Source organism: Haladaptatus sp. HS23, assembly GCF_056892285.1.
The window spans coordinates 455,245-480,628 of sequence record NZ_JBXGLH010000002.1 but is presented as its reverse complement, the minus strand read 5'-3'; the positions used below and the strand labels follow the sequence as shown (position 1 = coordinate 480,628).

General features: G+C 63.2%; 30 protein-coding genes. 13 read left to right on the top strand and 17 right to left on the bottom strand.

Annotated elements, in window-relative coordinates:
* The first annotated feature begins 27 nt into the window (after positions 1-27).
* The gene (locus tag AC1XDK_RS08715; protein WP_483349451.1) at positions 28-1,209 is read left to right on the top strand and encodes a DHH family phosphoesterase; all 1,182 of its coding nucleotides are present in this window, start codon (positions 28-30) and stop codon (positions 1,207-1,209) included.
* 40 nt (positions 1,210-1,249) lie between these two features.
* Here the strand turns inward: AC1XDK_RS08715 and AC1XDK_RS08710 are convergent, their stop codons facing one another.
* Positions 1,250-3,634: a DUF5059 domain-containing protein gene (locus AC1XDK_RS08710; protein WP_483349450.1), complete on the bottom strand. Its 2,385-nt coding sequence runs from the start codon at positions 3,632-3,634 to the stop codon at positions 1,250-1,252.
* A gap of 162 nt (positions 3,635-3,796) precedes the next feature.
* On the opposite strand from AC1XDK_RS08710, the gene AC1XDK_RS08705 reads away from it, so the two are divergent.
* Positions 3,797-4,936: a DUF373 family protein gene (locus AC1XDK_RS08705; RefSeq protein WP_483349448.1), complete on the top strand. Its 1,140-nt coding sequence runs from the start codon at positions 3,797-3,799 to the stop codon at positions 4,934-4,936.
* A gap of 37 nt (positions 4,937-4,973) precedes the next feature.
* A complete protein-coding gene (locus AC1XDK_RS08700; protein ID WP_483349446.1) occupies positions 4,974-5,684 on the top strand; it encodes a diphthine--ammonia ligase in 711 nt (236 codons plus the stop codon).
* 180 nt (positions 5,685-5,864) lie between these two features.
* Here the strand turns inward: AC1XDK_RS08700 and AC1XDK_RS08695 are convergent, their stop codons facing one another.
* Positions 5,865-6,839 carry a nucleotidyltransferase family protein gene (locus AC1XDK_RS08695; protein WP_483349445.1) on the bottom strand — a complete coding sequence of 325 codons (975 nt, stop codon included), beginning with the start codon at positions 6,837-6,839 and terminating at the stop codon, positions 5,865-5,867.
* Positions 6,840-6,917: 78 nt separating this feature from the next.
* Positions 6,918-8,933 carry a bacterio-opsin activator domain-containing protein gene (locus AC1XDK_RS08690; RefSeq protein ID WP_483349444.1) on the bottom strand — a complete coding sequence of 672 codons (2,016 nt, stop codon included), beginning with the start codon at positions 8,931-8,933 and terminating at the stop codon, positions 6,918-6,920.
* Positions 8,934-9,025: 92 nt separating this feature from the next.
* Here AC1XDK_RS08690 and AC1XDK_RS08685 point away from each other — a divergent pair, with 92 nt between their 5' ends.
* Positions 9,026-9,322, top strand: coding sequence for a transcriptional regulator (locus tag AC1XDK_RS08685; protein WP_483349860.1), 297 nt, complete (start codon positions 9,026-9,028; stop codon positions 9,320-9,322).
* Positions 9,323-9,349: 27 nt separating this feature from the next.
* Here the strand turns inward: AC1XDK_RS08685 and AC1XDK_RS08680 are convergent, their stop codons facing one another.
* The 5 genes from AC1XDK_RS08680 to AC1XDK_RS08660 are packed head-to-tail and all read right to left on the bottom strand — an operon-like array spanning position 9,350 to position 12,707.
* Positions 9,350-9,757: a Rieske (2Fe-2S) protein gene (locus AC1XDK_RS08680; RefSeq protein WP_483349443.1), complete on the bottom strand. Its 408-nt coding sequence runs from the start codon at positions 9,755-9,757 to the stop codon at positions 9,350-9,352.
* A gap of 48 nt (positions 9,758-9,805) precedes the next feature.
* Positions 9,806-10,672 (bottom strand): aminotransferase class IV, encoded by an 867-nt coding sequence (locus tag AC1XDK_RS08675; protein ID WP_483349442.1) that lies wholly within the window; start codon positions 10,670-10,672, stop codon positions 9,806-9,808.
* A complete protein-coding gene (locus AC1XDK_RS08670; protein ID WP_483349441.1) occupies positions 10,657-11,253 on the bottom strand; it encodes an anthranilate synthase component II in 597 nt (198 codons plus the stop codon). The genes AC1XDK_RS08675 and AC1XDK_RS08670 overlap by 16 nt, the downstream gene beginning before the upstream one ends.
* 40 nt (positions 11,254-11,293) lie before the next feature.
* Positions 11,294-12,013, bottom strand: a complete 720-nt coding sequence (locus tag AC1XDK_RS08665) for a hypothetical protein (RefSeq protein WP_483349440.1) — start codon at positions 12,011-12,013, stop codon at positions 11,294-11,296.
* Positions 12,014-12,071: 58 nt separating this feature from the next.
* Positions 12,072-12,707, bottom strand: a complete 636-nt coding sequence (locus AC1XDK_RS08660) for a DsbA family oxidoreductase (protein ID WP_483349859.1) — start codon at positions 12,705-12,707, stop codon at positions 12,072-12,074.
* 110 nt (positions 12,708-12,817) lie between these two features.
* On the opposite strand from AC1XDK_RS08660, the gene AC1XDK_RS08655 reads away from it, so the two are divergent.
* Genes AC1XDK_RS08655 through AC1XDK_RS08645 form a run of 3 tightly spaced genes read left to right on the top strand, consistent with a single transcriptional unit; the run spans position 12,818 to position 14,881 of the window.
* Positions 12,818-13,141 carry a DUF7471 family protein gene (locus AC1XDK_RS08655; RefSeq protein WP_483349439.1) on the top strand — a complete coding sequence of 108 codons (324 nt, stop codon included), beginning with the start codon at positions 12,818-12,820 and terminating at the stop codon, positions 13,139-13,141.
* Between the two features lie 23 nt (positions 13,142-13,164).
* Positions 13,165-13,677: a winged helix-turn-helix transcriptional regulator gene (locus AC1XDK_RS08650; protein WP_483349437.1), complete on the top strand. Its 513-nt coding sequence runs from the start codon at positions 13,165-13,167 to the stop codon at positions 13,675-13,677.
* 34 nt (positions 13,678-13,711) lie between these two features.
* Positions 13,712-14,881, top strand: a complete 1,170-nt coding sequence (locus AC1XDK_RS08645) for an NAD(P)/FAD-dependent oxidoreductase (RefSeq protein WP_483349435.1) — start codon at positions 13,712-13,714, stop codon at positions 14,879-14,881.
* A 15-nt stretch (positions 14,882-14,896) separates the two neighbouring features.
* On the opposite strand, the gene AC1XDK_RS08640 is transcribed toward AC1XDK_RS08645, so the two are convergent.
* From AC1XDK_RS08640 to ubaA, 4 genes are all read right to left on the bottom strand, one after another.
* Positions 14,897-16,015: a hypothetical protein gene (locus AC1XDK_RS08640; RefSeq protein ID WP_483349434.1), complete on the bottom strand. Its 1,119-nt coding sequence runs from the start codon at positions 16,013-16,015 to the stop codon at positions 14,897-14,899.
* Between the two features lie 92 nt (positions 16,016-16,107).
* A complete protein-coding gene (locus AC1XDK_RS08635) occupies positions 16,108-16,233 on the bottom strand; it encodes a hypothetical protein (RefSeq protein WP_483349433.1) in 126 nt (41 codons plus the stop codon).
* A gap of 36 nt (positions 16,234-16,269) precedes the next feature.
* The gene (locus AC1XDK_RS08630; RefSeq protein WP_483349432.1) at positions 16,270-16,839 is read right to left on the bottom strand and encodes a DoxX family protein; all 570 of its coding nucleotides are present in this window, start codon (positions 16,837-16,839) and stop codon (positions 16,270-16,272) included.
* Between the two features lie 110 nt (positions 16,840-16,949).
* On the bottom strand, positions 16,950-17,768 hold the full coding sequence (ubaA, locus tag AC1XDK_RS08625; protein ID WP_483349431.1) for an SAMP-activating enzyme E1: 819 nt from the start codon (positions 17,766-17,768) through the stop codon (positions 16,950-16,952).
* A 98-nt stretch (positions 17,769-17,866) separates the two neighbouring features.
* Here ubaA and AC1XDK_RS08620 point away from each other — a divergent pair, with 98 nt between their 5' ends.
* Both AC1XDK_RS08620 and AC1XDK_RS08615 read left to right on the top strand, forming a co-directional pair.
* The gene (locus AC1XDK_RS08620; protein ID WP_483349430.1) at positions 17,867-18,679 is read left to right on the top strand and encodes a CPBP family intramembrane glutamic endopeptidase; all 813 of its coding nucleotides are present in this window, start codon (positions 17,867-17,869) and stop codon (positions 18,677-18,679) included.
* A gap of 57 nt (positions 18,680-18,736) precedes the next feature.
* Positions 18,737-19,753, top strand: a complete 1,017-nt coding sequence (locus AC1XDK_RS08615) for an NADP-dependent oxidoreductase (RefSeq protein WP_483349429.1) — start codon at positions 18,737-18,739, stop codon at positions 19,751-19,753.
* A gap of 263 nt (positions 19,754-20,016) precedes the next feature.
* On the opposite strand, the gene AC1XDK_RS08610 is transcribed toward AC1XDK_RS08615, so the two are convergent.
* Both AC1XDK_RS08610 and AC1XDK_RS08605 read right to left on the bottom strand, forming a co-directional pair.
* Positions 20,017-20,631: a TMEM175 family protein gene (locus tag AC1XDK_RS08610; RefSeq protein ID WP_483349427.1), complete on the bottom strand. Its 615-nt coding sequence runs from the start codon at positions 20,629-20,631 to the stop codon at positions 20,017-20,019.
* Between the two features lie 162 nt (positions 20,632-20,793).
* Positions 20,794-21,384 carry a 50S ribosomal protein L15e gene (locus AC1XDK_RS08605; RefSeq protein ID WP_483349426.1) on the bottom strand — a complete coding sequence of 197 codons (591 nt, stop codon included), beginning with the start codon at positions 21,382-21,384 and terminating at the stop codon, positions 20,794-20,796.
* 227 nt (positions 21,385-21,611) lie between these two features.
* On the opposite strand from AC1XDK_RS08605, the gene AC1XDK_RS08600 reads away from it, so the two are divergent.
* Positions 21,612-22,313: a DUF7504 family protein gene (locus AC1XDK_RS08600; protein ID WP_483349425.1), complete on the top strand. Its 702-nt coding sequence runs from the start codon at positions 21,612-21,614 to the stop codon at positions 22,311-22,313.
* Between the two features lie 174 nt (positions 22,314-22,487).
* Complete coding sequence (locus tag AC1XDK_RS08595; RefSeq protein WP_483349424.1) at positions 22,488-22,640, top strand: DUF1328 family protein; 153 nt, start codon at positions 22,488-22,490, stop codon at positions 22,638-22,640.
* On the opposite strand, the gene AC1XDK_RS08590 is transcribed toward AC1XDK_RS08595, so the two are convergent.
* Together AC1XDK_RS08590 and AC1XDK_RS08585 are read right to left on the bottom strand one after the other, a co-directional pair.
* Complete coding sequence (locus AC1XDK_RS08590; protein WP_483349423.1) at positions 22,637-23,554, bottom strand: serine/threonine-protein kinase RIO2; 918 nt, start codon at positions 23,552-23,554, stop codon at positions 22,637-22,639. The genes AC1XDK_RS08595 and AC1XDK_RS08590 overlap by 4 nt on opposite strands.
* A 57-nt stretch (positions 23,555-23,611) precedes the next feature.
* Positions 23,612-24,025 (bottom strand): DUF5518 domain-containing protein, encoded by a 414-nt coding sequence (locus tag AC1XDK_RS08585; protein ID WP_483349422.1) that lies wholly within the window; start codon positions 24,023-24,025, stop codon positions 23,612-23,614.
* A 146-nt stretch (positions 24,026-24,171) separates the two neighbouring features.
* On the opposite strand from AC1XDK_RS08585, the gene AC1XDK_RS08580 reads away from it, so the two are divergent.
* Entirely contained in the window at positions 24,172-24,417 is a 246-nt protein-coding gene (locus AC1XDK_RS08580; protein ID WP_483349421.1) for a DUF202 domain-containing protein, read from the top strand.
* An 85-nt stretch (positions 24,418-24,502) separates the two neighbouring features.
* Entirely contained in the window at positions 24,503-25,168 is a 666-nt protein-coding gene (locus tag AC1XDK_RS08575; RefSeq protein ID WP_483349420.1) for an HdeD family acid-resistance protein, read from the top strand.
* A 17-nt stretch (positions 25,169-25,185) separates the two neighbouring features.
* Here AC1XDK_RS08575 and AC1XDK_RS08570 read toward each other — a convergent pair whose 3' ends face one another.
* Entirely contained in the window at positions 25,186-25,332 is a 147-nt protein-coding gene (locus AC1XDK_RS08570; RefSeq protein ID WP_483349419.1) for a hypothetical protein, read from the bottom strand.
* Between the last annotated feature and the right edge of the window lie 52 nt (positions 25,333-25,384).

The following is a 25,384-nucleotide window of genomic DNA, read 5'->3' as shown; positions in this document are numbered from 1 at the left end:
TTGGTTTCCCGTATCGACTTCGAGGGTATGCAGTTTCGCGGCGACCAGTCTGCACAAAGGCTGTTCCGCTCGGCACAGCTCTACAGCACCGACAACCCGATGCTCGTCATCGGGGCCGTCGTCGGTGTGGCCGTGCTGGCTGTGTCCCTCTGGTTGGTCGTCCGCTGGATTCGGCGACCGAAGGGCGCTCGCCTCAAACGCGCGTTGGCCAAGCGGGACGAAATCGTCGTCCTGATGCATCCGAACCCCGACCCCGACGCGATGGCCTGTGGAATCGCTATCGCGTATCTCGCCGAAACGGTCGGGACGGAGGCGACGCTTCAATATGCGGGACAAATTCGACATCAGGAAAATCGCGCATTTCGGACCATTCTCGACCTCGAACTCGACCGCGTCGAACACGTCACCGACCTCGCTGCTTCTACCATCGTTCTCGTGGACCACAACACGCCGCGCGGGTTCGACGGGTCGGAGCGAATCGAACCGTACGCGGTCATCGACCATCATCCCGGAAACGGAACCGGGAAGGTCTTTACGGACAAGCGAACGAACTACGGCGCGTGTTCGACCATCGTCGCGGAGTACTTCGACGACCTCGGAGCGACGCCGGTCGCCCCGGAGGCGGTCCCTCCGGAGGACGAGTTCGTCCTCCCGTCCGACATCGCTACCGGCCTCCTGTACGGCATCCAGTCCGACACGAAACATCTCACGAACGGGTGTTGTGCGGCGGAGTTCTCCGCCAGCGCGTATCTGTATCAGGGCGTGGACGAACACTGCCTCGACCGTATCGCGAACCCGCAAGTGAGCGCGGAAGTCCTCGAAATCAAATCGCGCGCAATCACGGAACGGGAGGTGCGCGGGTCGTTCGCCGTTTGTAACGTCGGGGCGCTCTCGAACGCGGACGCCATTCCGCAGGCTGCTGACGAACTGATGCACCTCGAAGGCGTTACCGCAGTCGTGGTCTACGGTCGCCGCGAAGACACGCTTCACATTTCTGGCCGCTCGCGGGACGACCGGGTTCACATGGGAAAGGCGTTGCAGATGGCCGTCACCGACATTCCGGGTGCAAACGCCGGGGGCCACGCTCGAATGGGCGGTGGACAGGTCCCAGTCGAATCCGCCGTCGTCGCGGGGGGAATGGAAGCGGGACTCTGGTTGGAGCGGGAGTTCACCGACGGTATTTTCGATGCACTGAACGGAAACGTCTGAATGACGGCGAAACAGCGAAGCGACGACGAGCGCATTCGGCCTATTCGACGACGACTTTCCCGGTCATGCCCGCTGCCTCGTGCGGAATGCAGTAGTAATCGAACGTCCCCGCCACTTCGAACGTGTGGACGAACGACTGCTCGGACTGTACCGCTCCCTTACCTGCATCCCACCCGGACGTGGCCTTTTTCTCCGAATCGAACCCGCCGGAGGCCCAGTACGCCGCACCTTCGGGAAGGGACTTCTCACGTGCCGTGACGGTGTGTGCCTCGCCGCCGACGTGTTTCCACGCGACGGTGTCGCCTTTCTCGATAGTCAGTTTCTCCGGGTCGAACGAGACGGCTTTGATGTCGATGACGTGGTCCGCATCGCTCGGGACGCCTTGCTTGACGTTCGGACCGCCCGTTAGCTTCGGCTCCGACCCCTCGTCGTCGGAGCCGTTTTTGGTTCCCCCGACGGGTGCCTTATCGAGTTCGCCGACGACGGTGAATTCGGCCCGAAGCGCGGCGGTGGCGAAGGCGTCGTTCGCGGAGTCGATTCCCTCTCCCGATTCGAGCGTGTCGGCATACGCGGTTAGCTTCGTCTCAAACGTCTCGTAGGCGTCGCGGTTCTCGGATTCGAGCATCTCGTGAACGTCGGATTTCTCGAACTGGGAGAACGAGTCCCGTACGACCGTGGCCGCCGCGCCCCCGAAGTCGCCGCCCGTGTTTTTCACGACGGCGTAGACGGATTTGACCGCCTCGTGGCCGAACGTCAACGCCTTCGCGTACGTATCCTCGGCGTCCGTGACGTTCCCCAGCGCCGTCTCGAACGATTCGTAGCGCTCGGCGTCCCCGTGTTCCAGCGCCTCGTGGTAGCCACCTGCGCCGCGTTCGAAGTGTGCGAACGTCGCTTCCACGATGGCGTTCGCCCGTTTCGTGTCGCCGAGTGTCGCCACGACTGCGGCGTCGAAAATCCGTCCGGACATGAAGCTCGCCTCCGCGCCGGCCACGACGCTCGCGCTCGCGGCTTTCGTCTCGAAGTCGAGAAGCGCCTTCATCGACCCCTCGAAGTGCGTGGTCGCGCCGGAGCCGTCTCCTTTCAACGCGGGAATCAGACCCTCTTCGAGGTGTTCGTGCTCGAACCGATCGTAGAGCGATTCGCTCGTCCCCTCCAGCGTTTCGTGCATGTCGAGTTCGTTCTTCTCGAATCGCGCGAACAGCGACTGTGCGATGGTCGCCGCGGCCTTCGATTCCCCGCGCTCGTATCGTTCGAGCGCGTCGGCGAACCGGGCGCGGAAGAACCCCGCTTGGAGAATCGCGGGTTGGACGCCCGTCCCGAGGGTTTCGATACCGGCCCGGAGGTTGGTATCGACCTTCGTAATCGCCGTTTCGACCGCTTTCCCGTTCCCGGATTCAGCGGCGCTGGCGAGCGCTTCGAGGCCGGACTCGAATCCCTCGTAGGCCTTTCCGTCACCGTCTTCGAGGGCTTCGTGTGCGTTCGACGCTTCGAAGTCGGCGAAGATGTCCTCCGCGACCGTTTTCGCTCGCTTCGTTTCACCCCGCGCGACCAAGCGTTTGCAGTCGGCGGCCCGGACGCGGTAGCTGTTCAGGGTGGCGGCGTGTGCGAACGAGGAGGATGGACCGCCGAGCGAGGAGAGGGCCTTCGCGTCGAAGCCCTGCGCTTGCATAAGCGCGATGTGGCCCGCGCCCGCGACGTTCTCTGTACCGAGGGCGTAGGACCCGGCCACGGCGGCCGTTACCGTCTCGTTCGACCGCTTTGCGACGACATCCCCCTTCCCGTTCTTCGCGGCCCGAACCGTCGCTTTTGCGGCCTGTTCGAACGTTTCGTAGGTCTTCTCGTTCGCCGATTTGAACTCGTCGTGGAGGTCGTCGCCCTCGAACGCGGAGAGCGCCCGCTTTGCGATGGTATGCGCTCCAGAGAGGTTACCGGCGGCGGCGACCAGTGCGGCGTTCTCGAATCGCGTGCCGAGGAGTTGCAGGTCGAGGGCACGGACGTTCCGTTCCCCGACGAGTTGCACCTGTGCCTCGCGCAGGTGTTCGTTGCCGAGGCCGAGTTCGACTTTCGTCTCCTCCGTGTTCTCCTCTTGGAGGCGGGTCTTCAACTGGCCGACAGCCTCCTCGAACTCCTCGTAGTGTGTCTCGCTCGTTCCTTCGAGCTTTTCGTGTGCCCCCCATTCACCGGTCGCCTGCTCGAACCGGACGAAGGTGTCTTCGGCGACGGTCGCACCGGCATCGAACTCGCCCGCGATCCCGAGCGCGAAGGCGTCGTGCAGTCGGGCGCGCAAAACGTTCCACTCGGCCGCGACGGCAGCCTCCGCGGTCACGTCCTTCACGCTCGATTCGGCGTCGGGGGCATTACACCCGGCGAGGAGTCCGCTTACGAGTGTCGCACCACCGGCCTTCAAGAGAGTCCGCCTGTCCATTTGCATATATTGATTTAGGCCAACCTAAACACCTAAAACGTTCCGATTTTTAGGCGAGCCGAAATGCTATGGAGACGTACCTAACGAGGTCCTATCAGCGAGCGCGAGAGTTGGCATAAAGACGACCTTTTTATCCTCTCGCCGTCTGGAACCGAATATCGAATGAGTACGCTGGTGGTGTGTGTCGATAGGAACGACGACATCGGGCGTAAAACCGGCTTACAGATGCCCGTCGCCGGGTGGGAGGCCGTACAGGCGCTCGTCACCGATGTCGGCTTGGCGGACCCCGAGGATTCGAGTGTCAACTGTCTCCTCGAAGCGCTACGCGTCGCCCGCGACTTGCGAGACGGCGACGAAACGTCGATAGTCGCCGTCATCTCCGGGACTGGCGATACGCGGGTCGGCGCGGACCGCGCCGTGGCGGCCCAGATGGACGAACTCATGGAGACCTACGACCCCGACTCGGCCATCATCGTCATCGACAGCGCGGAGGACGAGCGACTCGTCCCCATCCTCGAAAGTCGCGTCCGCGTGGACGCCGTGGACCGCGTCGTCGTCCGACAGGCCCGCGACATCGAATCCACCTACTACCTGCTCAAGCAGTTCCTCGCCGACGAGGAACTGCGCCAGACGGTCCTCGTTCCGACCGGAGTGGCGCTCATCGCGTTTCCGGTCCTCCTCTTGCAGTTGGGACTCGCCATGGCGACGTCGACCATCACCGCCGTCATCGGCCTGTTCGTCCTGTACAAGGGACTCGCCATCGGCGATTACTTCCGCAACCTGCCCGCCGAGGCCCGCGACGCCCTCTACTCCGGTCGGGTGTCCATCGTCACCTACGTCGTCGCCGTCGGCCTGTCGCTCATCGGCGTGTTCGCCGGGGCGCTCCGGGCCGCACCGGTCGATTCGACCGGCAACGTCCTCATGACCGCGATGGCGTTCGCCTTCGAGAGCGTTCCGTGGATAGCCGTCGCCGCCCTCACCGCCAGCATGGGCCGCCTGCTGGACGAGGCCATCCGCAACGACCGGGTTCGAAACTCGTATCTCAACCTTCCGTTCGGCGTCCTCGCGGTCGGACTCGTCGTGCGGGGCTTTTCGGCCTACTTCCTCCAGCGAGCGGGCGAAATCCCGCCCGTCGTGATTCCCAAGATTACGGTCGGTCAGACGACGGTCCAACAACTCACGTTCGACCCCGGAATGCGACTGGCGGTGTACGTCGTCCTCGGCGTCCTCGTCAGTCTCGTCGGCGTTCGCGTGGCGTCCTACGTGAGCGGCACGGCCATCAGCGAAGAACTGGCCGAGTAACCGAGGCGCATTTATCCCCCGACTCGCAAACTGCCCCATGAATCAGCAGGCGTGGGTCAGCCTCTTTTCCGGCGGTAAGGACTCCTCGTGGGCGCTCTACCGCGCGCTCGAGGAGGGATTGAACGTCGAACGACTCCTCACCGTCCATCCGGCGGGCGACTCGTACATGTATCACGTTCCGGCCACCGAACTCACGGCACTCGCCGCGGAAAGCATCGGGATTCCGCTCGTGAACGTCGAGGGCGACTTCGACGCCGAATCCGTCGAGGACGCTGGCGAACAGGGCGACATGGAGACGGAAATCATGGAGGCCGCCCTCCGTGACCTCGATATCGACCTCGCTGGCGTCACGGCGGGTGCGGTCGAAAGCGAGTTCCAAACGCACCGGATTCAGGCCCTCTGTGACGACCTCGGCATCGACCTGTTCGCGCCGCTCTGGCAGGAGGACCCCCGCGAACTCGCCGACGCCATGCTCGACGCCGGATTCGAAATCAGAATCGTCCAGGTCGCGGCTTACGGACTGGACGAATCGTGGATCGGACGGACGCTGGACGCCGACGCGCTTTCCGAACTCGAAGCCCTCAACGACGAGTACGGGGTTCACATCTTGGGCGAAGGCGGCGAATTCGAAACCTTGGTCACGGACGCACCGCACATGGACCGTCCCATCGAGTTGGAGCACGACACCGAATGGGACGGAAGTCGTGGACGGGTGCGGATTACGGACGCTTGGCTCGGCGAAGAATAGGGTTTGCGGTCGCGGTGCAGTTACGGTGTTCTCTTCCCGTTGTGGTAAGCAACCCTCCCGCGAGCGAACGAGGTGAGCGAGCGGCTCTTTTTTGGTCCAGATTTTTTCGAGGAGGGTTCCCGCAGCGCCGAAGGCGCGAGGACACCCGACGAAGAAAAAAGGTGGGAACGAAAGGTGGGTCTACTCGTCCGGTTCGCTCGTTATCTGCGTGTGTGCGCCGATGAGTGCGCCCGCCAAGTTCATGTTCTCGATGTGCGTTCCCTCGTCGATGATGGAATCTCGCACGTCGCCGCCCCGAACCGTCGCCTCGGGGAAGATGATGGCGCTTTCGAGATTTGCGTCGGTGACTTCCGCACCGTCCATCACGTGGACGTTTTCACCGACCGTGGTGTTCTCCAGCGTGGCGCTGTCGGCGATACGGGAGTCTCCGCCGAGGTACCACGCGACGGCTTCGAGGTAGCTCTCGGGCGTGCCGATGTCGAACCACGCCTCCTCGAAGACGTAGGCGTACACTGGTTTTCGGGACTGCAACCACTGGAGGAACCACCCCGGTTCGTCGGGATTGTTGCCGTCCTCGAGATACCGTTCCAGCAGCGGCAGCGTCTCCTGCGTGAACGCATAGCAGGCGATAGATACCAACGTCGAGTTGGGGTCTTCCGGCTTTTCCTGAAACTCTACGACTCGGTCGCCGTCGAGTTCGACGAGACCGTAGGCTTTCGCGAGTTCCCTGCTTCCCACGTCGTACGCGGCGAGACAGGACGACCCCTTCTCCTCGAAGAAGTCGACGAAATCGCCGACGTCGAAGCTGATGAGGTTGTCGCCGGCGATGACGACGAGGTCATCGTCGACCTCCTCTCGCTCGACGAGTTGCGCGAGCGCGCCGACCACACCGAACTTCTCGCCCTCCTCGGAGGTGTCTTCGACGCTCAGTTGCGGTTTTTCGAACTCGCTTTCCGCGAGGTGGTCACGGAAATCGTCCGCGAATCGTTCGTTCGTGCTCACATAGACGGTATCGACGCGCTCGTCGGCTTCCAAGTCGGCGAAGATACGGTCGATGACCGTGGTTTCACCGATGGGGAGAAACATCTTCGGGCGCTGTTTCGTGATCGGCCACAGGCGCGTCGCGTATCCGCCCGCGAGGACGACGGCTTTCATAGCAACATCGTCACCGCGCCCCCCTAAGTCCTTTTTCATTGCGCGACCCTTCTGCGGGAAATACTGTCGAGTAATCGGTCAGGAGTCGTCAGTTCCCGTCTCGTCGAACAACGCGGCGATCAGTTCGTGCTGTGCCTTCCGAAGGTGGTAGTGTAGGGTCGCCGAGGCGATGTCGAGCGCGCCGGCAACGTCCTCGGCGGTACTTCCACGCGGCCAATCGTAGTACCCCGCGAAATAGGCGGTCCGAAGCGCCGTCTCCTGTCGGTCGGTGAGGCGGTCGGTCAGCGACTGACGGAACTCCTGTGCGGTTTGGATCGGTCGGTCGATGGTGCGTTTCCCGACCAGTTCCGCGGACGGATACCGCGACTGAAACGTATCGACGACCGTCCGAACGTCCGTCTCGCGCGGAATTTCGGCGACGATGGACACCGTCCCTCGATTCGCCGTCGCGGACTGGACGGCCGCACCCGCTTCGACTAATCGCTTGGGCGTCGATTCTGTCATGCGAACTTCGATGACGGCACCGGTCTCCTCCGTTTCGATGAATCGACACTCCGTCACGTCATCCGACTCGGACAGCATCGCTTCGAGACGGTCGGTGGGAGCGTCCTCGACGCGAACGTAATGGAGAAGTTGACCTCCCGCGGCCGGAACCAAGCCGAGGAGGTGACACGTGCAGTCGAATTCGCGGGACGCGGCCATAACCGCGTCGCGTGACCCGCTCACGTGAAATTCCAGTTCGACGGTGCTGTCGGACAGCAGTATCTTCTTGTTCCGCGCGGCGTTGATGGCGAATCCGATGGTGTCCCCGAGGGTTTCGAGGGCGGCCTGTGCCCGCTTGCCGAGGACGCCCGGGCGGGTCGAAACGAGCGACAGCGACCCGTACATCGTGTTGCCGTACGAGAGCGGGATGGAGATACCCGACTCGATGTCGCGGGCGGTCGCTTCGGCCCGTATCTCTTGGGGGAGCATCGACGTTTCTCGAACGTCCTGAATGACCTGTAGTTCGTCGGTCCGCATTGCTCTGCTCGCGAGGTCGTCGCCGATGTCCTCGCCGAATTCGATGAGCGTATCGAGATAGCCGTCGATACCGCCGGCCCGGATTCGCGGCGTCACGCCGCCGCGACTGACCTCGCTCTCGTCGGTCCACGCGAGTTCGTACAGTCCCGATTCGACCAACCGCTCGCACACCAACTGCTCGATGTCGTCGCGGGTCGCGGCGTGAACGAGTTCGTGGATGACCTCCTGAATCACCCAGTGAATCCGGTTCAGTGTCTCTAATTCCTCGTGCTGTCGAGTCAGCGTCCGCTCGCGCTCTCGTCGGTCAGTGATGTCGCGGGCGACCCACACGACGACGTCCTTTCCGTCTATCTCCTGACCGAGCGGCGTCGAACGCGCTTCGAACCACCGCCGCCCGCTCTCGACGGTCATCGGATACTCCATCGTTTCGACTCGGCCGCTCTCCAGCGTCCGGTGGATGTGGGCCAGAAACGTGTCCGCGATATCCGCCGAAAACACGTCGTGAATTCGCCGTCCGACGAGGTCAGGCGGTGCGGTGAAGGCGAGGTTTTCGGAGTTGGGACCGACGAGGAGTTCCCGGTATCGGCCGTCTTCGTCGAGGAGGAACGCGACGTCCGGAAACGCGCTCATCAGCGTATCGATTCGGCTCTCGCCGCGCCCGCGGAGGTGTGTTCGAATCGCGCTCACGATTCGTTTCCGGAGGTCGGCGGCATCCTCGATGGTCGTTTCGGGGACGTAATCGCTCACGCCGAGGTCGATGGCGTCGCTGGCGATTCGCTCGTTTCCCTCCCCCGTGAACACGACGAACGGGAGGTTCGGATGGTCCTCGCGCACGGAATCGAGGAGTTCTAACCCCGTCGCATCCGGCAGTTCGTAGTTACTGACGATGCAATCTATCGCTTCGTTTGAAAGACGGGAGAGGCACTCGCTCATGGACGGTTCGACGTGTACGGTCAGGTCCTCGTGACTGTCGAGCACCCGTGCGATATCCGTTTCGTGTTCGACAAAGAGAACTGTATGATTCCTCGTCATTTCAGTCCCTGTCGATTCGCCGGTGGTCGATCGCTCCCCCATGTCAAATTATCTCATGAACCCCGACCGGAAAACAGTTTATGTTGTCCGAAATTTCGCGCTACAAATTTGAACCCCGACGACGAACGATGAGTATGCGCGACGACGAGACGACGCGCGAGCGGATTGCGACGTTCCTCCGAAGCGAACCGGCGTCCCCGAGCGTGCTCGCGACGGAGTTCGAAATCACGGCCGGTGCGGCGGTGCGACACGTCCGACACGTCGCCCGTTCGGTCGAATCGAACGGCGAGCAGTTGTTAGTCGCCCCGCCCGAGTGCCGGGATTGTGGCTTCCACCGATTCGACAACCCGGCGAACAGACCGTCACGATGCCCGGAGTGCAAGAGCGAGGCAGTGGACGAACCGACGTTCGTGATTCGGGAGGGCGAATAGCGGAACTGTACTGATTCCCCTGTCCCGTCAGAACCCGAGCGAGCGGTTCGAGGACAGGTCGTACTCGATGGACGACCCCTGCTGGACGAACTCGTAGTCCGAGTCGGTGAGGAACACCGCGCCGTCTTCGACGGTCACGTCCACTTCGTCGAGAACCGCGTCTTCACACGGGCCGTAGGTACAGACGCCGGAATCGGCCTCGAACAGCGCGCCGTGCTTGCCACAGACGAGTTCGCCGTCGCGCATGCTCGCACCGTCGCCCTTGTCGAGGCGCACGTCGGTCCAGTGCTGGCAGTAGTTCTTCCACGCTCGTACCTCGCCGTCGTCCTCCACCAGAACGGCCTCCTCTTCGTCGAAACCGTTCCGAATCGTGAACAGGAACGTCGTGTCGTCGGGTATCTCCTCGACGGCGGCGATTCGTCGGTTCTCGTCCATTGCGTTCACGTAGCCAGCGGAGGCGTTTGAGCTTTTTCAAACCGGGCGTCAGTCCCGATTTCCGGCGTAGTGGCGCGTTTCCACCAGCGCGTCGAACGCGTCGGCGAGTTCCGCGGTCACGTTCCCGCCGCCGATTTCGGTCGCACCGATTCGGGCGAGCGGGCGAACCTCCCACGTCGTGTTCGTCAGGAACGCCTCGTCGGCGCACAGCACGTCGTCCGGTTCGTACCGGCCCGTCTCGGTCGGAATCCCTTCCGCCTCGGCGAGCGAGAGGACGACGTTGCGCGTGATTCCGGGGAGGACGGGTCCCGAGAGCGAGGGCGTGTGAAGCGTGCCGTCGCGGACGAAAAACAGGTTGCTCGTCGCGCCCTCGGCGACGGCCCCCGACGAATCGAGCAGGATAGCCTCGTCGGCGTCGGTTTCGAGACGGGCGAGGATGCCGTTTAGGTAGTTGTGCGTCTTCGCGTGTGCGGGAAGCGCGGCGTCGGGGATGCGTCGCGTCTCCACCACGTCGGCGGTTGCGGTGCCGTTCCAGACGGATTCACCACCGACCCCTCCGCGCGGCAGTTCGGAGACGATGACGACGACGGTGGGATTCGTCGCCGGACCGGGCGTGAGCTTTCCGGGTTGGACGCCCCGAGAAATCGAGAGTTTGACGTACGCCTCCCGGAGGTCGTTTGCGTCGAGCGTCTCGCGAATTCGCCGCCGGAGTTCGCCGTCGGGGACGCCGTGGTCGAGTGAAAGCGCGTCACAGGTGGCGCGCAGACGGTCCGCGTGGCCGTCCCACTCGAAGGGGGTCCCACCGTAGGCGCGAATCGTTTCGAACGCCGCGTCGCCGTACATGAATCCCCGGTCGCGGACGCTCACTGTCGCCTCGGATTCGGAGACGAGGTCGCCGTTCACGTGATAGTACATCGGTCCTCCATCCCGTAGCACAGGTTACAGAAGTTTCGAACGAGATGTTTGCCCTCGCCGGTCAGGATGCTTTCGGGATGGAACTGCACGCCGACGTGCGGTAGGGTCGCGTGGCGAACCCCCATCAGCGTCCGGCGCTCGTCCGCGGTTCGGGCCGTCTCGACCAGTACGTCCGGGAGGTCCACCCGTTCGACCGCTAACGAGTGATAGCGGCCAACCTCGAACTCGTCCGGGAGTCCGGCGAACACGCCCTCGCCGTCGTGTGTCACCGTCGATGGTTTCCCGTGGATGACGTCCGGAGCGTGAACGACCGGCGCACCGTGGGTCGCACAGAGCGCCTGATGGCCGAGACAGACCCCGAGCGCGGGATACGTCGTCTCCGCGAACACGTCCATCGAGACGCCCGCATGGTCGGGCGTCCCCGGTCCCGGCGAGACGACGATGCCGTCCGGGTCGAGGTCGCGGATTCCCACCACGTCGATGGCATCGTTCCGCCGGACGACCACGTCGTCAGCGAACTCTCCGAGGTACTGGACGAGGTTGTAGGCGAACGAGTCGTAGTTGTCGATGACGAGAATCATTGGTACGCCTTCACTATGCCGTCGCTTGGGCGTACCGCCGCTAAAAGCTGTTCGGTTCCCCGAACGGCCGAGCGTCGGCGAGGTCGAACAGGTGAACGATGTCCTCCCGCCCGTAGTGGTCCAGCAGTTCGTGCAACGACCGGAACGTCAGCGTCTCGGTCGCACCGGCGGCCGCCAGCGCGATGTACCGCTCGCCGAACACCGGGACGTCCTTGTTGATAACCTTCTCGAAGCCCCGAAACTTCTCGGGACGGAGCGCGTCGAGGTCGATGCCGTGGTCGTACGTCTCCCAGTCGGTGTCCCCCGGCCGTATCCCGACGTTCCGGCAGGCGGCTTCGAGTCGCGTGTAGTCGCCGAACGCGTCCCACGCCGGTCTCCGTAAATCGACGTGCGTGAGGTCGGTTTCGAGGCGAGTCCGAAGTCGGTCGGCGAGACCGTCCCGCGCTAAACCGTCCGCTGCCGCCCTCGTTCGGCCGACGAGTTGCGGGACGTCGAACGTCTCGCCGCCGTAGGTGACGTACTCGTCCCCGCGGCGTTCCGCGAGCCAGTCGAGCATCCGTGCCACCAAGTCGAGTTCGTCGTTCGCGGTGTCGTCCCGCCGGAACAACATCTCCGTCTCCCTGTCCCCGTCCGGCGATTCGTAGCCGAGCGCGACCGCGAGGAGTTCGAAATACGCCGGGTCGTCGAAATCCGGCGGTGTCTCGTAGTGTTCGAGATTCGGACTCACCGTCTCGATGTCGAGTGCGAACCGTCCTGCCATCTATCTTTCACGGCGTCGATGGACGGTGGTAAAACTACTGTAATCGGTTTCGAACGCGTTACTCGGTTCCTTCCACGAGTCGTTCGAGTTGCTCCGGCGGCACCGCGCCGCGGGCGGCGTAGCCGTCGTACGTGAACGTCGGAACGCCCGTCACGCCGCGCTGTTGTGCCTCGGCGAACCAGTCCCCAATCTCTCCGTGCAAGGTGTCGTCCTCGATTGCGCCCCGTATCTCCTCGGGGTCGAGTCCGCTCTCCGCCGCGAGCTCGGCGAGAACGTCTTCGTTCCCGATGTCCCGTCCGTCCTGCCACAGCGCCTCGAAGATCGCTTCGTCGAAGTCGAGCCATCGGTCGGGATGCTCGGATTCGACGTAGTAGGAGGCGACTTGTGCGGGAAGCGAATCCACGTCGGTCGCTATCTCTTGGGCCATCTCGACGCCGTACTTCTCCTGCAACCGTCGGACGTTCTCCCGCGCCTGTTCGTAGTACGTGTCGTCCTTCCCGTCGTCCGCACCATGGTCGATGGACCCGTCCGCGTTGCGCTTCCCGCTTCGGAGGTCGAACGGGTGCCAGTCGAGCGTGAGCGGTTCCTCGCGCGACTCCCGGTACCGCTTCAGCGACTGCCGCCCGAGGTAGCAGAACGGACAGACGTAATCGGAGTACACGACGAGTCGGTCGGTCGCTTCGGGATGGCTCATGCCCGTTGCTTGTGTGCTGAGACGGTAAAACCGGATGTCTCCGGAAGCCGTTGCCCCTTGTCCGCTCGAACCGAACGCCTCAGGTACGTCCAGCACCAACGCCACGACAGATGGCTCCCGCGCTGTACCCGCTCCACGCCGTCGCTTCCGGGGGGAGTTTCGCGCTCCACGTCGTGTTGGCAGTGGCGGCGCTCGGGTCCGCGGCGGTCTTTCTGCTGGCGCTCGCGGCGTTTCGCCAGCGGCGGACGCTTCCCTATCTGCTGGTCGCGCTCGCGTTCGCGGCGCTCGCGGGCCGCGAGTTCGTCGGCGGGATGACGGCGGCGAACTACCTCTCCGCGAACACACACCACCTGTACGAACACGGCCTCGACATCGTGGTAATCGCCCTCCTCGTGGGTGCGGTGTACTACGCACGAAGCGTCGAAACGCGATAACGAACCATGACGACCGAACGACGATGACGGAAACACGAACACGAATCGCGCGATGTGTGGACTCCCGTCCGGGAATTCACTTCAACGACCTCGTCCGGGAGTCGGACATCGCTCCGGGACAGATACAGTATCACATGCGGGAGTTGCTGGCCGAGGAGCGACTCGTGAGCGAGCAACTCTACGGGAAGACCCACTACTACGCCCCCGAGTACGACGCCTGGGAGCGGGCGGCGCTCGCCTTGCTCCGCCGGGAAACCGCCCGCGACGTGCTCGTCACGCTGTTGGAACGCGACACCGCGCGTCCCGCGAGGCTGGCCGACGACCTCGGCATCGCCCGGAGCACGCTCGAATGGCACGTCTCGCACCTCGAAGAGCAGGACCTCGTGGAGAAGCGCCACGACGTCCGAAACCGGGTGACGCTCGCCCCGACCCGACCCGAGGAGACGGCCCATTTGCTGGCAGCAGTCACGCCGTCGTTCCCCGAGCGGATGGTGGACCGCTTCACCAGACTCGTGGACAGTTTGCTGGCTGAGTAGGTTTTTTCGCGTCCCGAACCGTATCGAGGACGACATGCGAAGTCGGAGACGAATTGCTGTCATCGGCGGTGCGGTCGGCGGTCTCGCCGCCGCCACCGTTTTTCACCGACTCGGCGACGACGTGACGCTCTACGAGCGGCAGCGATACGACGAAAAGCGGGTCAACTGCGGCGAGGCGATGACGGCGGCCTCGGAAATTCCGCTGGAGAAGACTGCGGAGAACGGCTTTCTGAACCGCGTGCCGTCGTTTCAGGTGGCGGTTCGCGGCGACGAGGGGGTCATCGGCAGCGGTCGGTTTCCCGCGGCGGACGCTTACATCACCGACCGAAACGTCGTCGAGCGGCGGTGGGCGAAATGGCTCGCCGAACGGGACGTCGATATCCGCGAGGAGTACGGGGTGAGCAAGGCGGAGTTCCGCCGCCTCGCGGGCGAGTACGACCTGTTGGTGGACGCCACGGGCCAGCCATCGCTCACGAGCAAGGTCCGCGGGACGACGGACGAGTACGCCGGGCGGATGGTCGCCCTCAACGCGGACGTGACGGGGGATTTTTCCGCGCTCTACCCCCACTCGCGCATCGTTTTCGAGAACTATCTCGGCTACGAGTGGCTGTTCCCGAAGGACGAAACGCGGGCCAACGTCGGCGTCGGATGGCACGAGGGCGACGTTCCCGACGACTACTTCGCCGCCTTCCGCGCCGCGTGCGAGCGGAACGACTGGCCGAAACCGGAGCGAAGCGAGACGAACGTCGCCATCATTCCGCGCGGGCCGAGTTTGGACCCGGAACGGGTCTACCGCCCGGAGAACAACGTCGTCCGCGTCGGCGACGCCGCTGGCATCGCGAACCGGTTCACGGGAAAAGGCATCTCACAGGCGATTCACTCCGCGTTCCTGCTCGGCGACTGCGTCTCGGCGGGGGAACTGGACGCCTATCCCGATAGACTCCATCGCGGCATGCGGGCCGAATACCTCCTCTCGTCGCTCGCCACGACCGTTTTGGACGAAGGCCGAACCGACCTGTTAGCGGACCTACTCGCCGCCGCCTCCGGTATCGACATCGAGGACATCGACCGACACCCCGCCCGAGTGCTGTACCGCCTCCTCACCCATCCGCCCCTCGCCGCCCGTCTGCTGACGATTCCCGCCGTTCGAACGTCGGTGTGGCGGGCGCTCCACGACGACTGGGAGTACGACCGCCGAAAGTGAGCCACCGAGTTCCGTTCACTCGTTCCTGATGCCGAACAGCGCGAGGTTGCCGACCAGCAGGCCGACGCTGGTGACGAAGAACAGCGCGCCGACCGGCGACGCGAGGTCCACGAACAGCCAGTAGAGCGGGGCCGCGGCCGACGGGCCGACCGACACGACGGCGAGTTCCGAGATGACGGGGCCACAGCAACAGCAGGCGTTTGGTGCCGCGACGGCCGCCGTTCCCGAAGCCGCGCCGGTGGACCCGGTCTTCGCGTCGCCGAGCCACTGGTGGGCGATTATTCCCCCGTTCAATCCGACGAGGACGCCGACGAGTCCGATCTGAATCAGCAGTCCGGTCGAGAACACTCCCGCAATCGGAATCGACGGGAAACCGAACTCCACGGCGGTCCAGTAGACGAGCGGGTTGGCGACCTGTGCCGTCGTCACGAACGACCCCTTCGGAATGCCGATGCCGTGTTCGGGGACGAACGTCACCATGCCCATCGAGAAGACGAAGAACAGCGACGCGAGGACGCCCGTTCCGACGCCGAACCACCGGGCCTTGCCGTTACTGAACACCCGCGATAGGGGTTCACGCGCGTCCCGCCAGAGGATGTACCCGACGCCAAGGGGTAGTCCGAGGACGAGGACGTACCCCACGGGGTTCGTGGCCGCGCCGACGGACGCCATCACCGTCGGGTAGGCGACCCACGCGCCGAGGGCCATCCCCAGTGCGGCGTAGCGCGGACGCTCGGGGAACCGCAGACGGCCGCCGACGAGGCTTCCGACGGCTATCATCGTCCCGAGCGCCAGCGTCAGCGGTTGGTACCACTGTCTGGCTATCGGTTCCTGTGACGCTCGGAGCGTCTGCACCGGCGACAACTGTACCAACCCGACCGCACCCGCGGCGGCGACGAACAGGCCGAGGTAGACGCCGTAGAGGGTTTGGGTTCGGCGATGTTCCCACACGGTGCGTCCGAGGAGGACGCTCCCGCCGACGATGGCGATACCGACGGCCATGACGACCAGCGCGAGCCATTGCGGATACGGTTGTGGATGGCTCCCGCCGTGCGCGGAAACCACCGGGAGCGCCCCGAGCGCCGCCACCGTGACGAGCGCTCGACCGCTCCACCGCCCCACGTTCGAGTCCATATTTCCCCATCTCTGTTGCATCGGCATGTACTCACGGATTTCCGTCGAGGGTCGTTTCACCGCGCCGTCCCTCGGAAATCACCCCGCAATCGTCACGCCGATGAGAACTCCGCGAGTTCCGGGTTCGACTCCGACTCTGCCATCGCGCGATAGAGCGCCGCGCCGTCCACCTCGTCCTGCCAGTTGGCCCGCCAGCGTTCCACGTCCCCCGATTCCATGCCTCTCGTATCGACGATGTCCGCGAAAAAAGTCACTCAGCCGAGGATGTACTGCAGGGCGGGGTAGCGCTCGACCAACGCCTTGCCGCCGACCTCGTAGCGCGCGATGAGCGTGTCCAAGCCGAGGATGTAGCCCGCTCCGAACGCCGCGACGGCGAGGAAGACGAGCATGTACGCGAAGTCGCCGTTGATGACGCCGTGTTCGACGGTCCAGTTGCCGAAGTAGAACATGGCCATCATGAACGCGCCGAAGAACGCCGCGAGGCGGACGAACGCGCCGACGAGGAGCGCGAGGCCGATGAACAGTTCTCCCCACGGGACGGCGACGTTCACGACGTCCACGAACCACGGCGTGGTGCCCATCCAGTGGAACACGCCGACCATCGGGCTCGCCGCGGGAACCGCGTTCGTCAGGTAGCCCGCCGCATCGAACGGTTCGGTCGCCGCTATCTTCGCCCATCCGGCGGCGAGGAACGCGTAGCCCATCATGAGACGGAGCGCCAACACGAACCACGCGCTCAGGCTGTGTGCCTGTCCGCGAACGGTTAGTCCACCGATTTTGCTTTCGAACGTGTTTGCTCCAGTGTTGAGTTGGTTAGTTGCCATTGTATTCACCTACGATTGTAGAGACGACGGGAGATGAGATAAACCTATATTGCGCTTCTCATTGCATAAGAACCGTGTTTGCGGGTGTTTAGCACCGTCTGAAAATCCGGTCAGTCAACCTGCACTGCACACGACGATTCGGTGTACTCCACGTCCTCGATGGAGTCGATGGGGTCCGTGCCGCAGACGGGACAGTCGGGATTCTTGCGATACTGGACCTCCTCGAAGCGCATGTCCATCGCGTCGTAAAACAGCATTCGACCCTCCAACACCTCGCCGATTCCCGTGACCGATTTGACCGTCTCGGTGGCCTGAATACAGCCGACGGTTCCGGGGAGGACGCCGAGGACGCCCGTCGTCGCACAGTCCGCGACCATGCCCTCCGGCGGCGCTTCGGGGAACAGACAGCGGTAACACGGTCCGTCGGTCGTAAACGTCGTGACCTGTCCCTCGAACTTGTAAATCGCGCCGTGTGAGAACGGCGTATCGGTGAGGGTACACACGTCGTTGACGAGGTACCGAGTTCGGAAGTTGTCGCTCGCGTCCACGACGAAATCGTAGTCCGCGATAAGCGACTCGGCGTTGTCGGGTTCGACGCGCACCTCGTGCGTCCCGACGGTGATATCCGGGTTGAGGTTCCGAACGAAGTCGGCGGCGCTATCGACTTTCGGACGCGAAACGTCGTCGTCGCCGTGAATCACCTGTCGCTGGAGGTTGCTCCGCTCCACGGCGTCGTCGTCGGCGATACCGATTGTACCGACGCCCGCCGCCGCGAGGTATTCGATGGCCGGTGCGCCGAGGCCGCCGGCACCGACCACGAGGACGCGGGCGTCGAGGAGCGCCTGTTGGCCCTCCGCGCCCACCTCGTCCATGATGATGTGCCGGGAGTAGCGGTCGAGTTGCGTCGCGTCGAGCGAAAGGCCGCTCATGGTTTCAAGTAGGCACATCCGGCTATAAATCCGTGGTTCCACCGGAACCCGGAACCGTCACTCGAACCTTTTTGGTCCTCGGGTGCGCTCCGGGTCGTATGAATCCCCGGGGTTCGAGGAGTGACCGACCGCGAACGCGCTCGTTCGTCGAAGGGGCCGCCCTGACATTCGCGCTCGGAATTCCCGGCGTCCTGTTCGTCGGTGCGTCGTCTCTCGACGAACTGCACGGCCTTCCACAGGTCGCCGACGTGCCGACCCATCTCCTCTTTCTGCTCGCCGTCGCACAACCGCTCCTCCTCCTCGCGCTCGCCTGTCTCGTCGGTACCGCCCTCATTCCGCGCGTGCGACTCCATTCGCACGTCCTCTACCGACTCGTCGGAACGACACAACCGGTGGTGCTGTTCGCCGAGGAGCTACCCGCATCGGTCGGTGTCGGCGTCGTCCTCGCTCTCGCCGTCCTCGTCTTCGACGGCGCGTTCGCGGCGTTCGTTCCCGGACTATCGTCCCTCGTCGCGGTCGGTGTGAACGACGTCACCGTCTATTCGATGATGGTGGATATCCCGACCAAATTCCTCTACGGCGGTATCACGGAGGAGTTGCTCGTCCGGTACGGCTTCATGACGCTCGTCGTGTGGCTCCTCTGGAAGTTCACCGGCGGGGACCGTCCCTCCGCCAGCGTCATGTGGGCCGCAATCGCCGTCTCCGCGTTGGCGTTCGGTGCTGGACATCTCCCCGTGCTCGCGACGGCCACCCAGTTAACGCCCGCGCTGGTCTTGCAGGTCGTTCTCCTCAACGCGCTCGTCGGCGTCGGGTTGGGATGGCTCTACTGGCAGAACAGCATCGAATCGGCGATGGCAGGCCACGTCACCTTCCACGTCGTCGTGCTCGTGTTATTTGCTATCCTCCTGTAAGCGGCAAAGGCGGCTTCCGCCACAGGTCCCTTATCCGTGTGCCCAGTATCGTTCAGTATGGCGACGAATCGAAAATTCCTGCTGTCGAAGCGCCCGAGCGGAACGCCCGACCGAGACACCTTCGAACTGGTCGAAGAGGACGTCCCGGAACCGGGGCCGGGCGAGGCCCTTGTCCGCACGTTGTACCTCTCCGTGGACCCGTACATGCGCGGTCGGATGGACGCCGGGGAGTCCTACGCCGAACCGTGGGAGGTCGGCGACCCGCTCGAAGGGGGCGTCGTCGGCGAAGTCGTCGAATCCAACGGCGCCGACTTCGAGACGGGCGATATCGTGACCGGGAACCTCGAATGGGCCGACTACGTCACCGCACCCGGTCCCGCGCTCCAAGGGGTCGACCCCGACCTCGCACCCATCTCCACCTCGCTGGGCGTCCTCGGCATGCCGGGGCTGACGGGCTTCTTCGGGACCCGCGAAGTCCTCCAACCGCGGGCGGGCGATACGGTCGTTATCACCGGTGCGGCCGGTGCGGTCGGTTCCGTCGTCGGTCAGGTTTCGAAGCTCACGGGTGCCAAAGTCGTCGGATTCGCCGGGTCCGACGAGAAGGTGTCCTTCCTCGAAGACGAACTCGGCTTCGACGTCGGAATCAACTACAAGGACGTGGACGACTACGGCGCGGCGCTCGACGACGCCGCACCCGAGGGCGTGGACCGCTACTTCGACAACGTCGGCGGCGAAATCACGGACGCCGTCTTCTCCAAACTCAACGTCGACGCTCGCGTCGCCGTCTGCGGTCAAATCGCGCTCTACAACGCCGAATCCGTGCCGACCGGCCCGCGCAAACTCGGCAAACTCATCGAGACACGTGCGACCGTGGAAGGCCTCCTCGTCGGCGACTTCGCGCCGCGCTTCGAGCAGGGCGCGAAACAGCTCGGCAAGTGGATTTCAGAGGATAAAATCGAGTACCGCGAAACCGTCACCGAGGGACTTGAGAACGCCCCCGACGCCTTCCTCGGCCTGTTCGAGGGCGAGAACATCGGCAAGCAGTTGGTGAAGGTCGGCGAACCCGAGGAGTAGTCGCCGAACTGACGGCACGTCACAGCGGGACGTTCGACATCGTTTCTCGTGTCGTGTTCTCCCGTGGCCGCGACGAACTGTGCTGTTCTGCTCGGTAGACCGTCTTCGGCACTCCCACCGTCCGTCGGGAGATGCATCCGTAATCGAATTTTCGCCAACAGTCCTCATTTGATATTGCAGTATAGGATTTACGTCGGTTCATTGCCGTTCACGCGTTCCCCCTCTGAAACGTCTTTATCCGGTCAATATGAGCGATAGAAGTCTCATCCGATCAACCGCTCCCGAATCGGGTCGGCGAACAGAAGGAGAAACCACGAGTACATCGCCCACTGAGCGCTGACGAGCGCTATCAAAACCGACCCGGCGAAGACGGTTGCGGGGGTGAGAATGTCGTAGGTGACTTCGCGCACGTCATCGCGGTCGACCGCCCCGTCGAGTAAGTCGCTCGACCACGCGTACCGCCAGAGAACGGCGAGGACGACGCTCGTCAGCGTGAGGGTTCCGGCGTAGATCATCACGGGAACACCCCCCGGAAAGTCGCCGATCAGCGAGGTGGAAAACGGGATGAACGCGACGAACATGAGATAGATGACGTTCAGCCAGAGGAGTTTTCGGTCGTAGCGTTCGACGTCCCCGAAGATATCGTTGTGGACGATCCAGTAGTTGCCGATGACGAGAAAACTGATGACGTAACTCAGGACGTCGGGCCACTCGTCGACGATTTGGCTCACCGCTACCGCCGCCATTCCCGTCGATTTGGGTACTTCGATGTTGAGTATCAACAGCGTGATGGCGATGGCGAAAACGCCGTCGCTGAAGCCCATGAGCCGACTCATCCCTTCGGTTTGCTTTCGAACTTCCTCCTCCGATTCCCCCATCGCGTACGAGAAACGGTCGCAGAGGTGATAATAGTTGAGATGGTTCTCACCGCTTCGACTCGTGAGTTTTCCTCCCTTTCTCGCCCAGTAGACCGGGCCAGCGGCCGCTATCCGAGAGTTGCGCTCTGAAAAATTCGAACTCCGAACCGCGAACCGGAGGTGTTACTTGCCGCGGCCCTTGCCGCTGCTGTTGCTCGGTCGGGTGTGTTCCGTACCTTTGCCGCGCTGTTGGAGACCGCGGTTTCGCTGTCCGGCACTCGTGAGGCCACGGTGGGCGCGGCCACGGTGCGAGTCGTCACAGATCCAGTTGAGGTCCGTGTCGTTCTGGATGGCGGGGTGTTCGGGGTCCACCAGAATCACTTCGTGCCACTTCTGGCTGCCGTCCTCGCCGACCCAGTAGGAGTTGAGGACGCGAAGGTTCGGGTACTTCTTGCTGACGCGCTCTTCGGCGATGCGCTGGATGTTCTTGCGCCGTCCGAGGCGGTTGACACCCTGCCGCTTGGAGCGCCGTCCGGCCTTGTGTCGTTGTTTGCGCGCGCCACCTTTGCGGACGCTCGCGCGTGCCACGACGACGCCCTGCTTGGCCTTGTAGCCGAGCGAGCGGGCGCGGTCGAGTCGGGTCGGGTGGTCGATTCGCTCGATGGCACCCTGTTTGCGCCAGTCCTGTTTTCGTTGCCACTGGAGTTCGGCGAGTTTGCCGTCGTCCGGGTCTTTCCACGCGTCGCGAATGTGGGAGTAGAAACTTTTTGCCATTGTCTATCACCACGGGCGTTGAGTGGTTCAGCGTGTTCGGCGGTGTCCCGCCTCCTCGCGATTCGGTCGAATCGCGTACGCCACATTCCGTCCTGCGATTGCAGGTGCCCACTGGTGCCCGTTTCCCAGCGAGTTATCGATCCTTCCCGGTTGTCGGGTTTAAGGCCTTCGTATTGGCTCGTCGGAACCAGAGACGTTTTATCAAATTACGTGGCATACTATGTAAGATGAAAGACTGTCGGCCGTTATTCCGGGACGAGGAGGACGTGTACGTGTTCCGGGAGTTCCTCGAAAGACTCCGACAGCATGGGAGCAATCTCCTCGTCACCGGTGAAGTGCCACAACGCGTCACGAACCGAGCGTCGCGAACCCTCTTCGGTGACGATATTCACGACCGAAAACGCGTCCTCGCACTCACCGACGCGGGAATCAGCACCGCGGACGAACATTTCCCGGCCGACGTTTCACCCGATGACTCCTCCGTTTGGCTCATCGACCGCGGGAACAGCCGCCGTGCCCTTCCGCAGGCAGCCGCCAGTATCGACGAAACTCTCCCGCCGTTGGATGGGAAGAACGGCCTTCACGAACTTCGCGAGGAGATAGTGACCGCCATCGGGTATTACGACGACGCGACCGATGGCGTCTCCCCGGCGGAGCTTCGGGTCTGTGTCGATTCGCTGAACTACCTCGTCGACGAGCAGAACCTTCTCGCGCTCAAGCGCTTTCTCCGTTCCATCTGTGCTATCACCAAAGGCGTGCGTGGAATGGCCCACTATCACCTCACCATGCCGGACGATGACACCACTGTCGCGGAGTTGTCCCCCCTCTTCGACGCGCGCATCGAACTCCGGCAACGAAACGGCGACCATCCCGACCACCGGTGGCACGTTCCGTCCCTCGGTATGACGACCGCGTGGGTGGATCTATAAATGTACGGAGTCTGAAACACACGAAATCGTGAACCCACAGTTGATAAAATTTCCTTTCGGCCCCAAATAACATACAGTACTTGCTAATTCAGCCCATGACGGGAAGTAACTAGCCGAGTAATCACCGTACATGTATCTCGCACACAGATACGGCGTCGTCGAGGTGAGTCGCTAATGGCGATTCTCGGACTCGCAATCGCGTTCGCCGTCCTCGCCATCATCGCTGGCGTACTCGGCGCGGGTGGCGTCGCTGGCATGTCGATGGACATCGCCAAGTGGTTGATAATCGTGTTCCTGGTGTTGGCGGTGGTGTCCTACGTCATTTAGGGCCCGTCGTCCACGTGGTTGCTGACCGATTCGAACTCGTTTTCTGCGATTGCGCGCGCGACTTCCGGTACGTCCACGTCCCTGACGAGTCGGGGGTATTTCCGCTCGAAGTAGCCCACGATGTTGCGAACATCGCGTTCGAGGAACTCCGCTGCGTTCTGGTGGTCGGTCGGAATCGATTGCGGCCAGTCGAAGATGGTGATTCCGTCGCTGTTGACGAACACGTTGTACTCGCTCATGTCCGCATGGACGTATCCGCCTTCGTACGCGTCGCTTACCTCGCGGAGCACGAGGTCGAGGACGGGAACGACCTGTTCGTCCTCGAACTTCGAGCGCGCGAGTTCCACGCCGTCTATCTTCTCCATCACGATGGCGTGGCGATTGTGGTCGATGGGACGCGGGACGCTCACGTCAGGGTACAGCGCTTCGAGGATATCGTACTCCCGTTCGGCGGCTTTCCGAGCGGTGTAGAGCCACGAGACGTGCTCGCGGTCGGACGTGTAATCGCGCTCTTTCATCACCTCGCGGAAGTTGGTGTACCCCTCGCGGTGGTACTTCAACGCCAACGGGCGAAACGACTGCACTTCGTACACGTCGCTTTCCTTGCCGACGCCGAGCGGTGAGCCGACGCCCTGAATCGTATCTCGTTCGGAAAACGCCCGGAGTGCGAGCGCGTCGTACCCTTCGAACGTGAGCGTGTAGCCCTCGTACTGGATGGTCTTACGTTGGAGGAGTTCGCGGTCGAGACAGCGGTCGATTCGATACGCCACTTCCTCGGCGGTCAACCGCGAGAAGTTTGGAATCTTCTCCTTCTGTACCCACTCGCTAAAGCGCATCCCCTGTTCGACGCCCGAGAGGAGATAGAAGTCCTCTTGTTCCAACTCGGCCATCTCGGGTGCGACGTTCCGAACCATCGCGTTCGCCTACTCGTCCGGTGCGTAAGGGGCTTGCGCCACGAGTCGGGGAGCGATTCAGCGGGCCGCAGGTTCGGGCGGCTTGACGCCGCGCTTCTGCCGCGAACCCTTCAACCACCCACCGAGCGCTCCCGCGATACCGCTCGGAACGGCGAACAGGAGGGCGACGACGATGCCGGCGAGGAGCACCCCTGTTCCCGCGAACACGCTTCCCACGGGTCCCGCGAGACTCCCGACGAGCGCGCCGCCGACCGCGAGCAATATCGCCCCGACGATGCCGCCGAACGCGCCTGCGAGCAATCCGTTCCACGTTCCGTTTCCGATCCCTTCCCCCGCCATGTAGCCAGCGACGAATCCCCCGATTATACCCCCACCGATGGTACCGACGACTGGCAGGACGATTCCTCCGAACGTGCCGATGACGACCATGACGATGAATCCGATCATCACCGCTCTCCAATTCGTTGCCATAGGTCAAGGTACGCTAGCCGACGATATAGCGAAGTCGCCCCTCTTGACTGTGACAGGTGCGTGTAAACGGTAACGACCCGACGGTAGTACCGTAACCATCTGCGCACGGAAACAGAGATTTGTGTCGTCGAGTCGACTTCGACCCCATGTCGAACGACTCGACCGACGTGGCCGACGGGCGGGGCGGAATTTCCGGCGACCGAACGACGCGTCTCGCGTGGACCCGAACGATTCTCTCGTACATCAGAACGGGGTTCGCGTCGTTCATCTTCGGTATCGCCCTCATTCGCCTGTTCGCGGGAAAACTGGTCGACTACACAGGGGTCTTCTTCCTGTTCGTGGGTGCGTTGTTCGTCCTCGGCGGTCTCTATCTGTTCGTCGCTTCCAGGTGACGTCGCGTCCGTTCCATAGAGGTCCGTTCCGGTCGACTATTCGTTTATGCTGTTCCCCGGCGTAGGGCAAAACGGAGGGGGAAAAATGAGTCACGACGTTCGACCTGAAGAGCATTCGCGGGAACGAATACCGAACGTGGCGGCGGAAAACTGGCGACTCTTTCTGAGTGTCGGGGTACTACTGGTTATCCTGAGTATCGTCGCCGTCGTCGGTGTAGAACAGGTACTCGTCGGACTGGGGAGCGTCCTCATCGTGCTCCCGTTCGCGGCGGCCATCGCCGTCTCGTTGCTGTTCGGCGTGTTGTTACTGATCGGTGGGACGGTTCTCACGGCGACGGGGTTCGGCGCGAGGGAGTGGAAGGGGAGGCGGTTAGAGATGCTCCTCGCGGCCGTCTATACGGTCTTCGGCCTCGCGCTCCTCCTCAATCCGCTGGTCGAAGCGACGTCGTTTACGGCCCTGCTGCTCGTCTTCTTCCTCCTCGGCGGCCTGCTCGAACTCGGGATGGGTCTTCGAACCCGTCCAGAGTCGGGATGGCCGTGGCTCGTCCTCAGTGGCGTCGTCGCGTTGGTGGCCGGCGCTATCGTCCTGTTCGTCTCGCCGGTCGGCGCGCTCCGTACCATCGGCCTCGTCTTCGGCGTGAACCTGTTCGCGAGCGGCGTCTCCCTCGTCGCCACCGCGATGGGGCGGAGAAAGGTGGCGCGCGAACGTGACGCGGTCGTCGCGCCGCCGACCGACGCCCCGCATCGCTAGGAGCGACTTTTCCCACGCTACTCGGCGTTCTCTGACCGCTGGTTTCCGGGCAGGAATCCGGAGAGTAACAACTGAATGAGGACGAGCATGACGACGATAACGAACGCGACCTGAACCGCCTCGACGGCCGAATCTTCGACTATTTTGACGAGGAGTCCTCGCACCGCTTTCGGGAGTCCCCTGGCGGCGGCGCTACTTCCCGGCGAGTTGAACGTT

Bases quoted from the DNA above. Each gene is read 5' to 3' on its own strand.
- AC1XDK_RS08710 (WP_483349450.1), bottom strand. From the start codon at position 3,634: ATGGACAGGCGGACTCTCTTGAAGGCCGGTGGTGCGACACTCGTAAGC.
- AC1XDK_RS08590 (WP_483349423.1), bottom strand. From the start codon at position 23,554: ATGGTTCGGAACGTCGCACCCGAGATGGCCGAGTTGGAACAAGAGGAC.
- AC1XDK_RS08605 (WP_483349426.1), bottom strand. From the start codon at position 21,384: ATGGCAAAAAGTTTCTACTCCCACATTCGCGACGCGTGGAAAGACCCG.
- AC1XDK_RS08650 (WP_483349437.1), top strand. From the start codon at position 13,165: ATGACGGAAACACGAACACGAATCGCGCGATGTGTGGACTCCCGTCCG.
- AC1XDK_RS08700 (WP_483349446.1), top strand. From the start codon at position 4,974: ATGAATCAGCAGGCGTGGGTCAGCCTCTTTTCCGGCGGTAAGGACTCC.
- AC1XDK_RS08640 (WP_483349434.1), bottom strand. From the start codon at position 16,015: ATGGACTCGAACGTGGGGCGGTGGAGCGGTCGAGCGCTCGTCACGGTG.
- AC1XDK_RS08585 (WP_483349422.1), bottom strand. From the start codon at position 24,025: ATGGCAACGAATTGGAGAGCGGTGATGATCGGATTCATCGTCATGGTC.
- AC1XDK_RS08600 (WP_483349425.1), top strand. From the start codon at position 21,612: ATGAAAGACTGTCGGCCGTTATTCCGGGACGAGGAGGACGTGTACGTG.
- AC1XDK_RS08655 (WP_483349439.1), top strand. From the start codon at position 12,818: ATGGCTCCCGCGCTGTACCCGCTCCACGCCGTCGCTTCCGGGGGGAGT.
- AC1XDK_RS08595 (WP_483349424.1), top strand. From the start codon at position 22,488: ATGGCGATTCTCGGACTCGCAATCGCGTTCGCCGTCCTCGCCATCATC.
- AC1XDK_RS08615 (WP_483349429.1), top strand. From the start codon at position 18,737: ATGGCGACGAATCGAAAATTCCTGCTGTCGAAGCGCCCGAGCGGAACG.
- AC1XDK_RS08575 (WP_483349420.1), top strand. From the start codon at position 24,503: ATGAGTCACGACGTTCGACCTGAAGAGCATTCGCGGGAACGAATACCG.
- ubaA (WP_483349431.1), bottom strand. From the start codon at position 17,768: ATGAGCGGCCTTTCGCTCGACGCGACGCAACTCGACCGCTACTCCCGG.
- AC1XDK_RS08690 (WP_483349444.1), bottom strand. From the start codon at position 8,933: ATGGGGGAGCGATCGACCACCGGCGAATCGACAGGGACTGAAATGACG.
- AC1XDK_RS08680 (WP_483349443.1), bottom strand. From the start codon at position 9,757: ATGGACGAGAACCGACGAATCGCCGCCGTCGAGGAGATACCCGACGAC.
- AC1XDK_RS08695 (WP_483349445.1), bottom strand. From the start codon at position 6,839: ATGAAAGCCGTCGTCCTCGCGGGCGGATACGCGACGCGCCTGTGGCCG.
- AC1XDK_RS08685 (WP_483349860.1), top strand. From the start codon at position 9,026: ATGCGCGACGACGAGACGACGCGCGAGCGGATTGCGACGTTCCTCCGA.
- AC1XDK_RS08635 (WP_483349433.1), bottom strand. From the start codon at position 16,233: ATGGAATCGGGGGACGTGGAACGCTGGCGGGCCAACTGGCAGGACGAG.
- AC1XDK_RS08660 (WP_483349859.1), bottom strand. From the start codon at position 12,707: ATGAGCCATCCCGAAGCGACCGACCGACTCGTCGTGTACTCCGATTAC.
- AC1XDK_RS08645 (WP_483349435.1), top strand. From the start codon at position 13,712: ATGCGAAGTCGGAGACGAATTGCTGTCATCGGCGGTGCGGTCGGCGGT.
- AC1XDK_RS08670 (WP_483349441.1), bottom strand. From the start codon at position 11,253: ATGATTCTCGTCATCGACAACTACGACTCGTTCGCCTACAACCTCGTC.
- AC1XDK_RS08715 (WP_483349451.1), top strand. From the start codon at position 28: ATGCAGTTTCGCGGCGACCAGTCTGCACAAAGGCTGTTCCGCTCGGCA.
- AC1XDK_RS08665 (WP_483349440.1), bottom strand. From the start codon at position 12,013: ATGGCAGGACGGTTCGCACTCGACATCGAGACGGTGAGTCCGAATCTC.
- AC1XDK_RS08580 (WP_483349421.1), top strand. From the start codon at position 24,172: ATGTCGAACGACTCGACCGACGTGGCCGACGGGCGGGGCGGAATTTCC.
- AC1XDK_RS08610 (WP_483349427.1), bottom strand. From the start codon at position 20,631: ATGGGGGAATCGGAGGAGGAAGTTCGAAAGCAAACCGAAGGGATGAGT.
- AC1XDK_RS08675 (WP_483349442.1), bottom strand. From the start codon at position 10,672: ATGTACTATCACGTGAACGGCGACCTCGTCTCCGAATCCGAGGCGACA.
- AC1XDK_RS08705 (WP_483349448.1), top strand. From the start codon at position 3,797: ATGAGTACGCTGGTGGTGTGTGTCGATAGGAACGACGACATCGGGCGT.
- AC1XDK_RS08620 (WP_483349430.1), top strand. From the start codon at position 17,867: ATGAATCCCCGGGGTTCGAGGAGTGACCGACCGCGAACGCGCTCGTTC.
- AC1XDK_RS08630 (WP_483349432.1), bottom strand. From the start codon at position 16,839: ATGGCAACTAACCAACTCAACACTGGAGCAAACACGTTCGAAAGCAAA.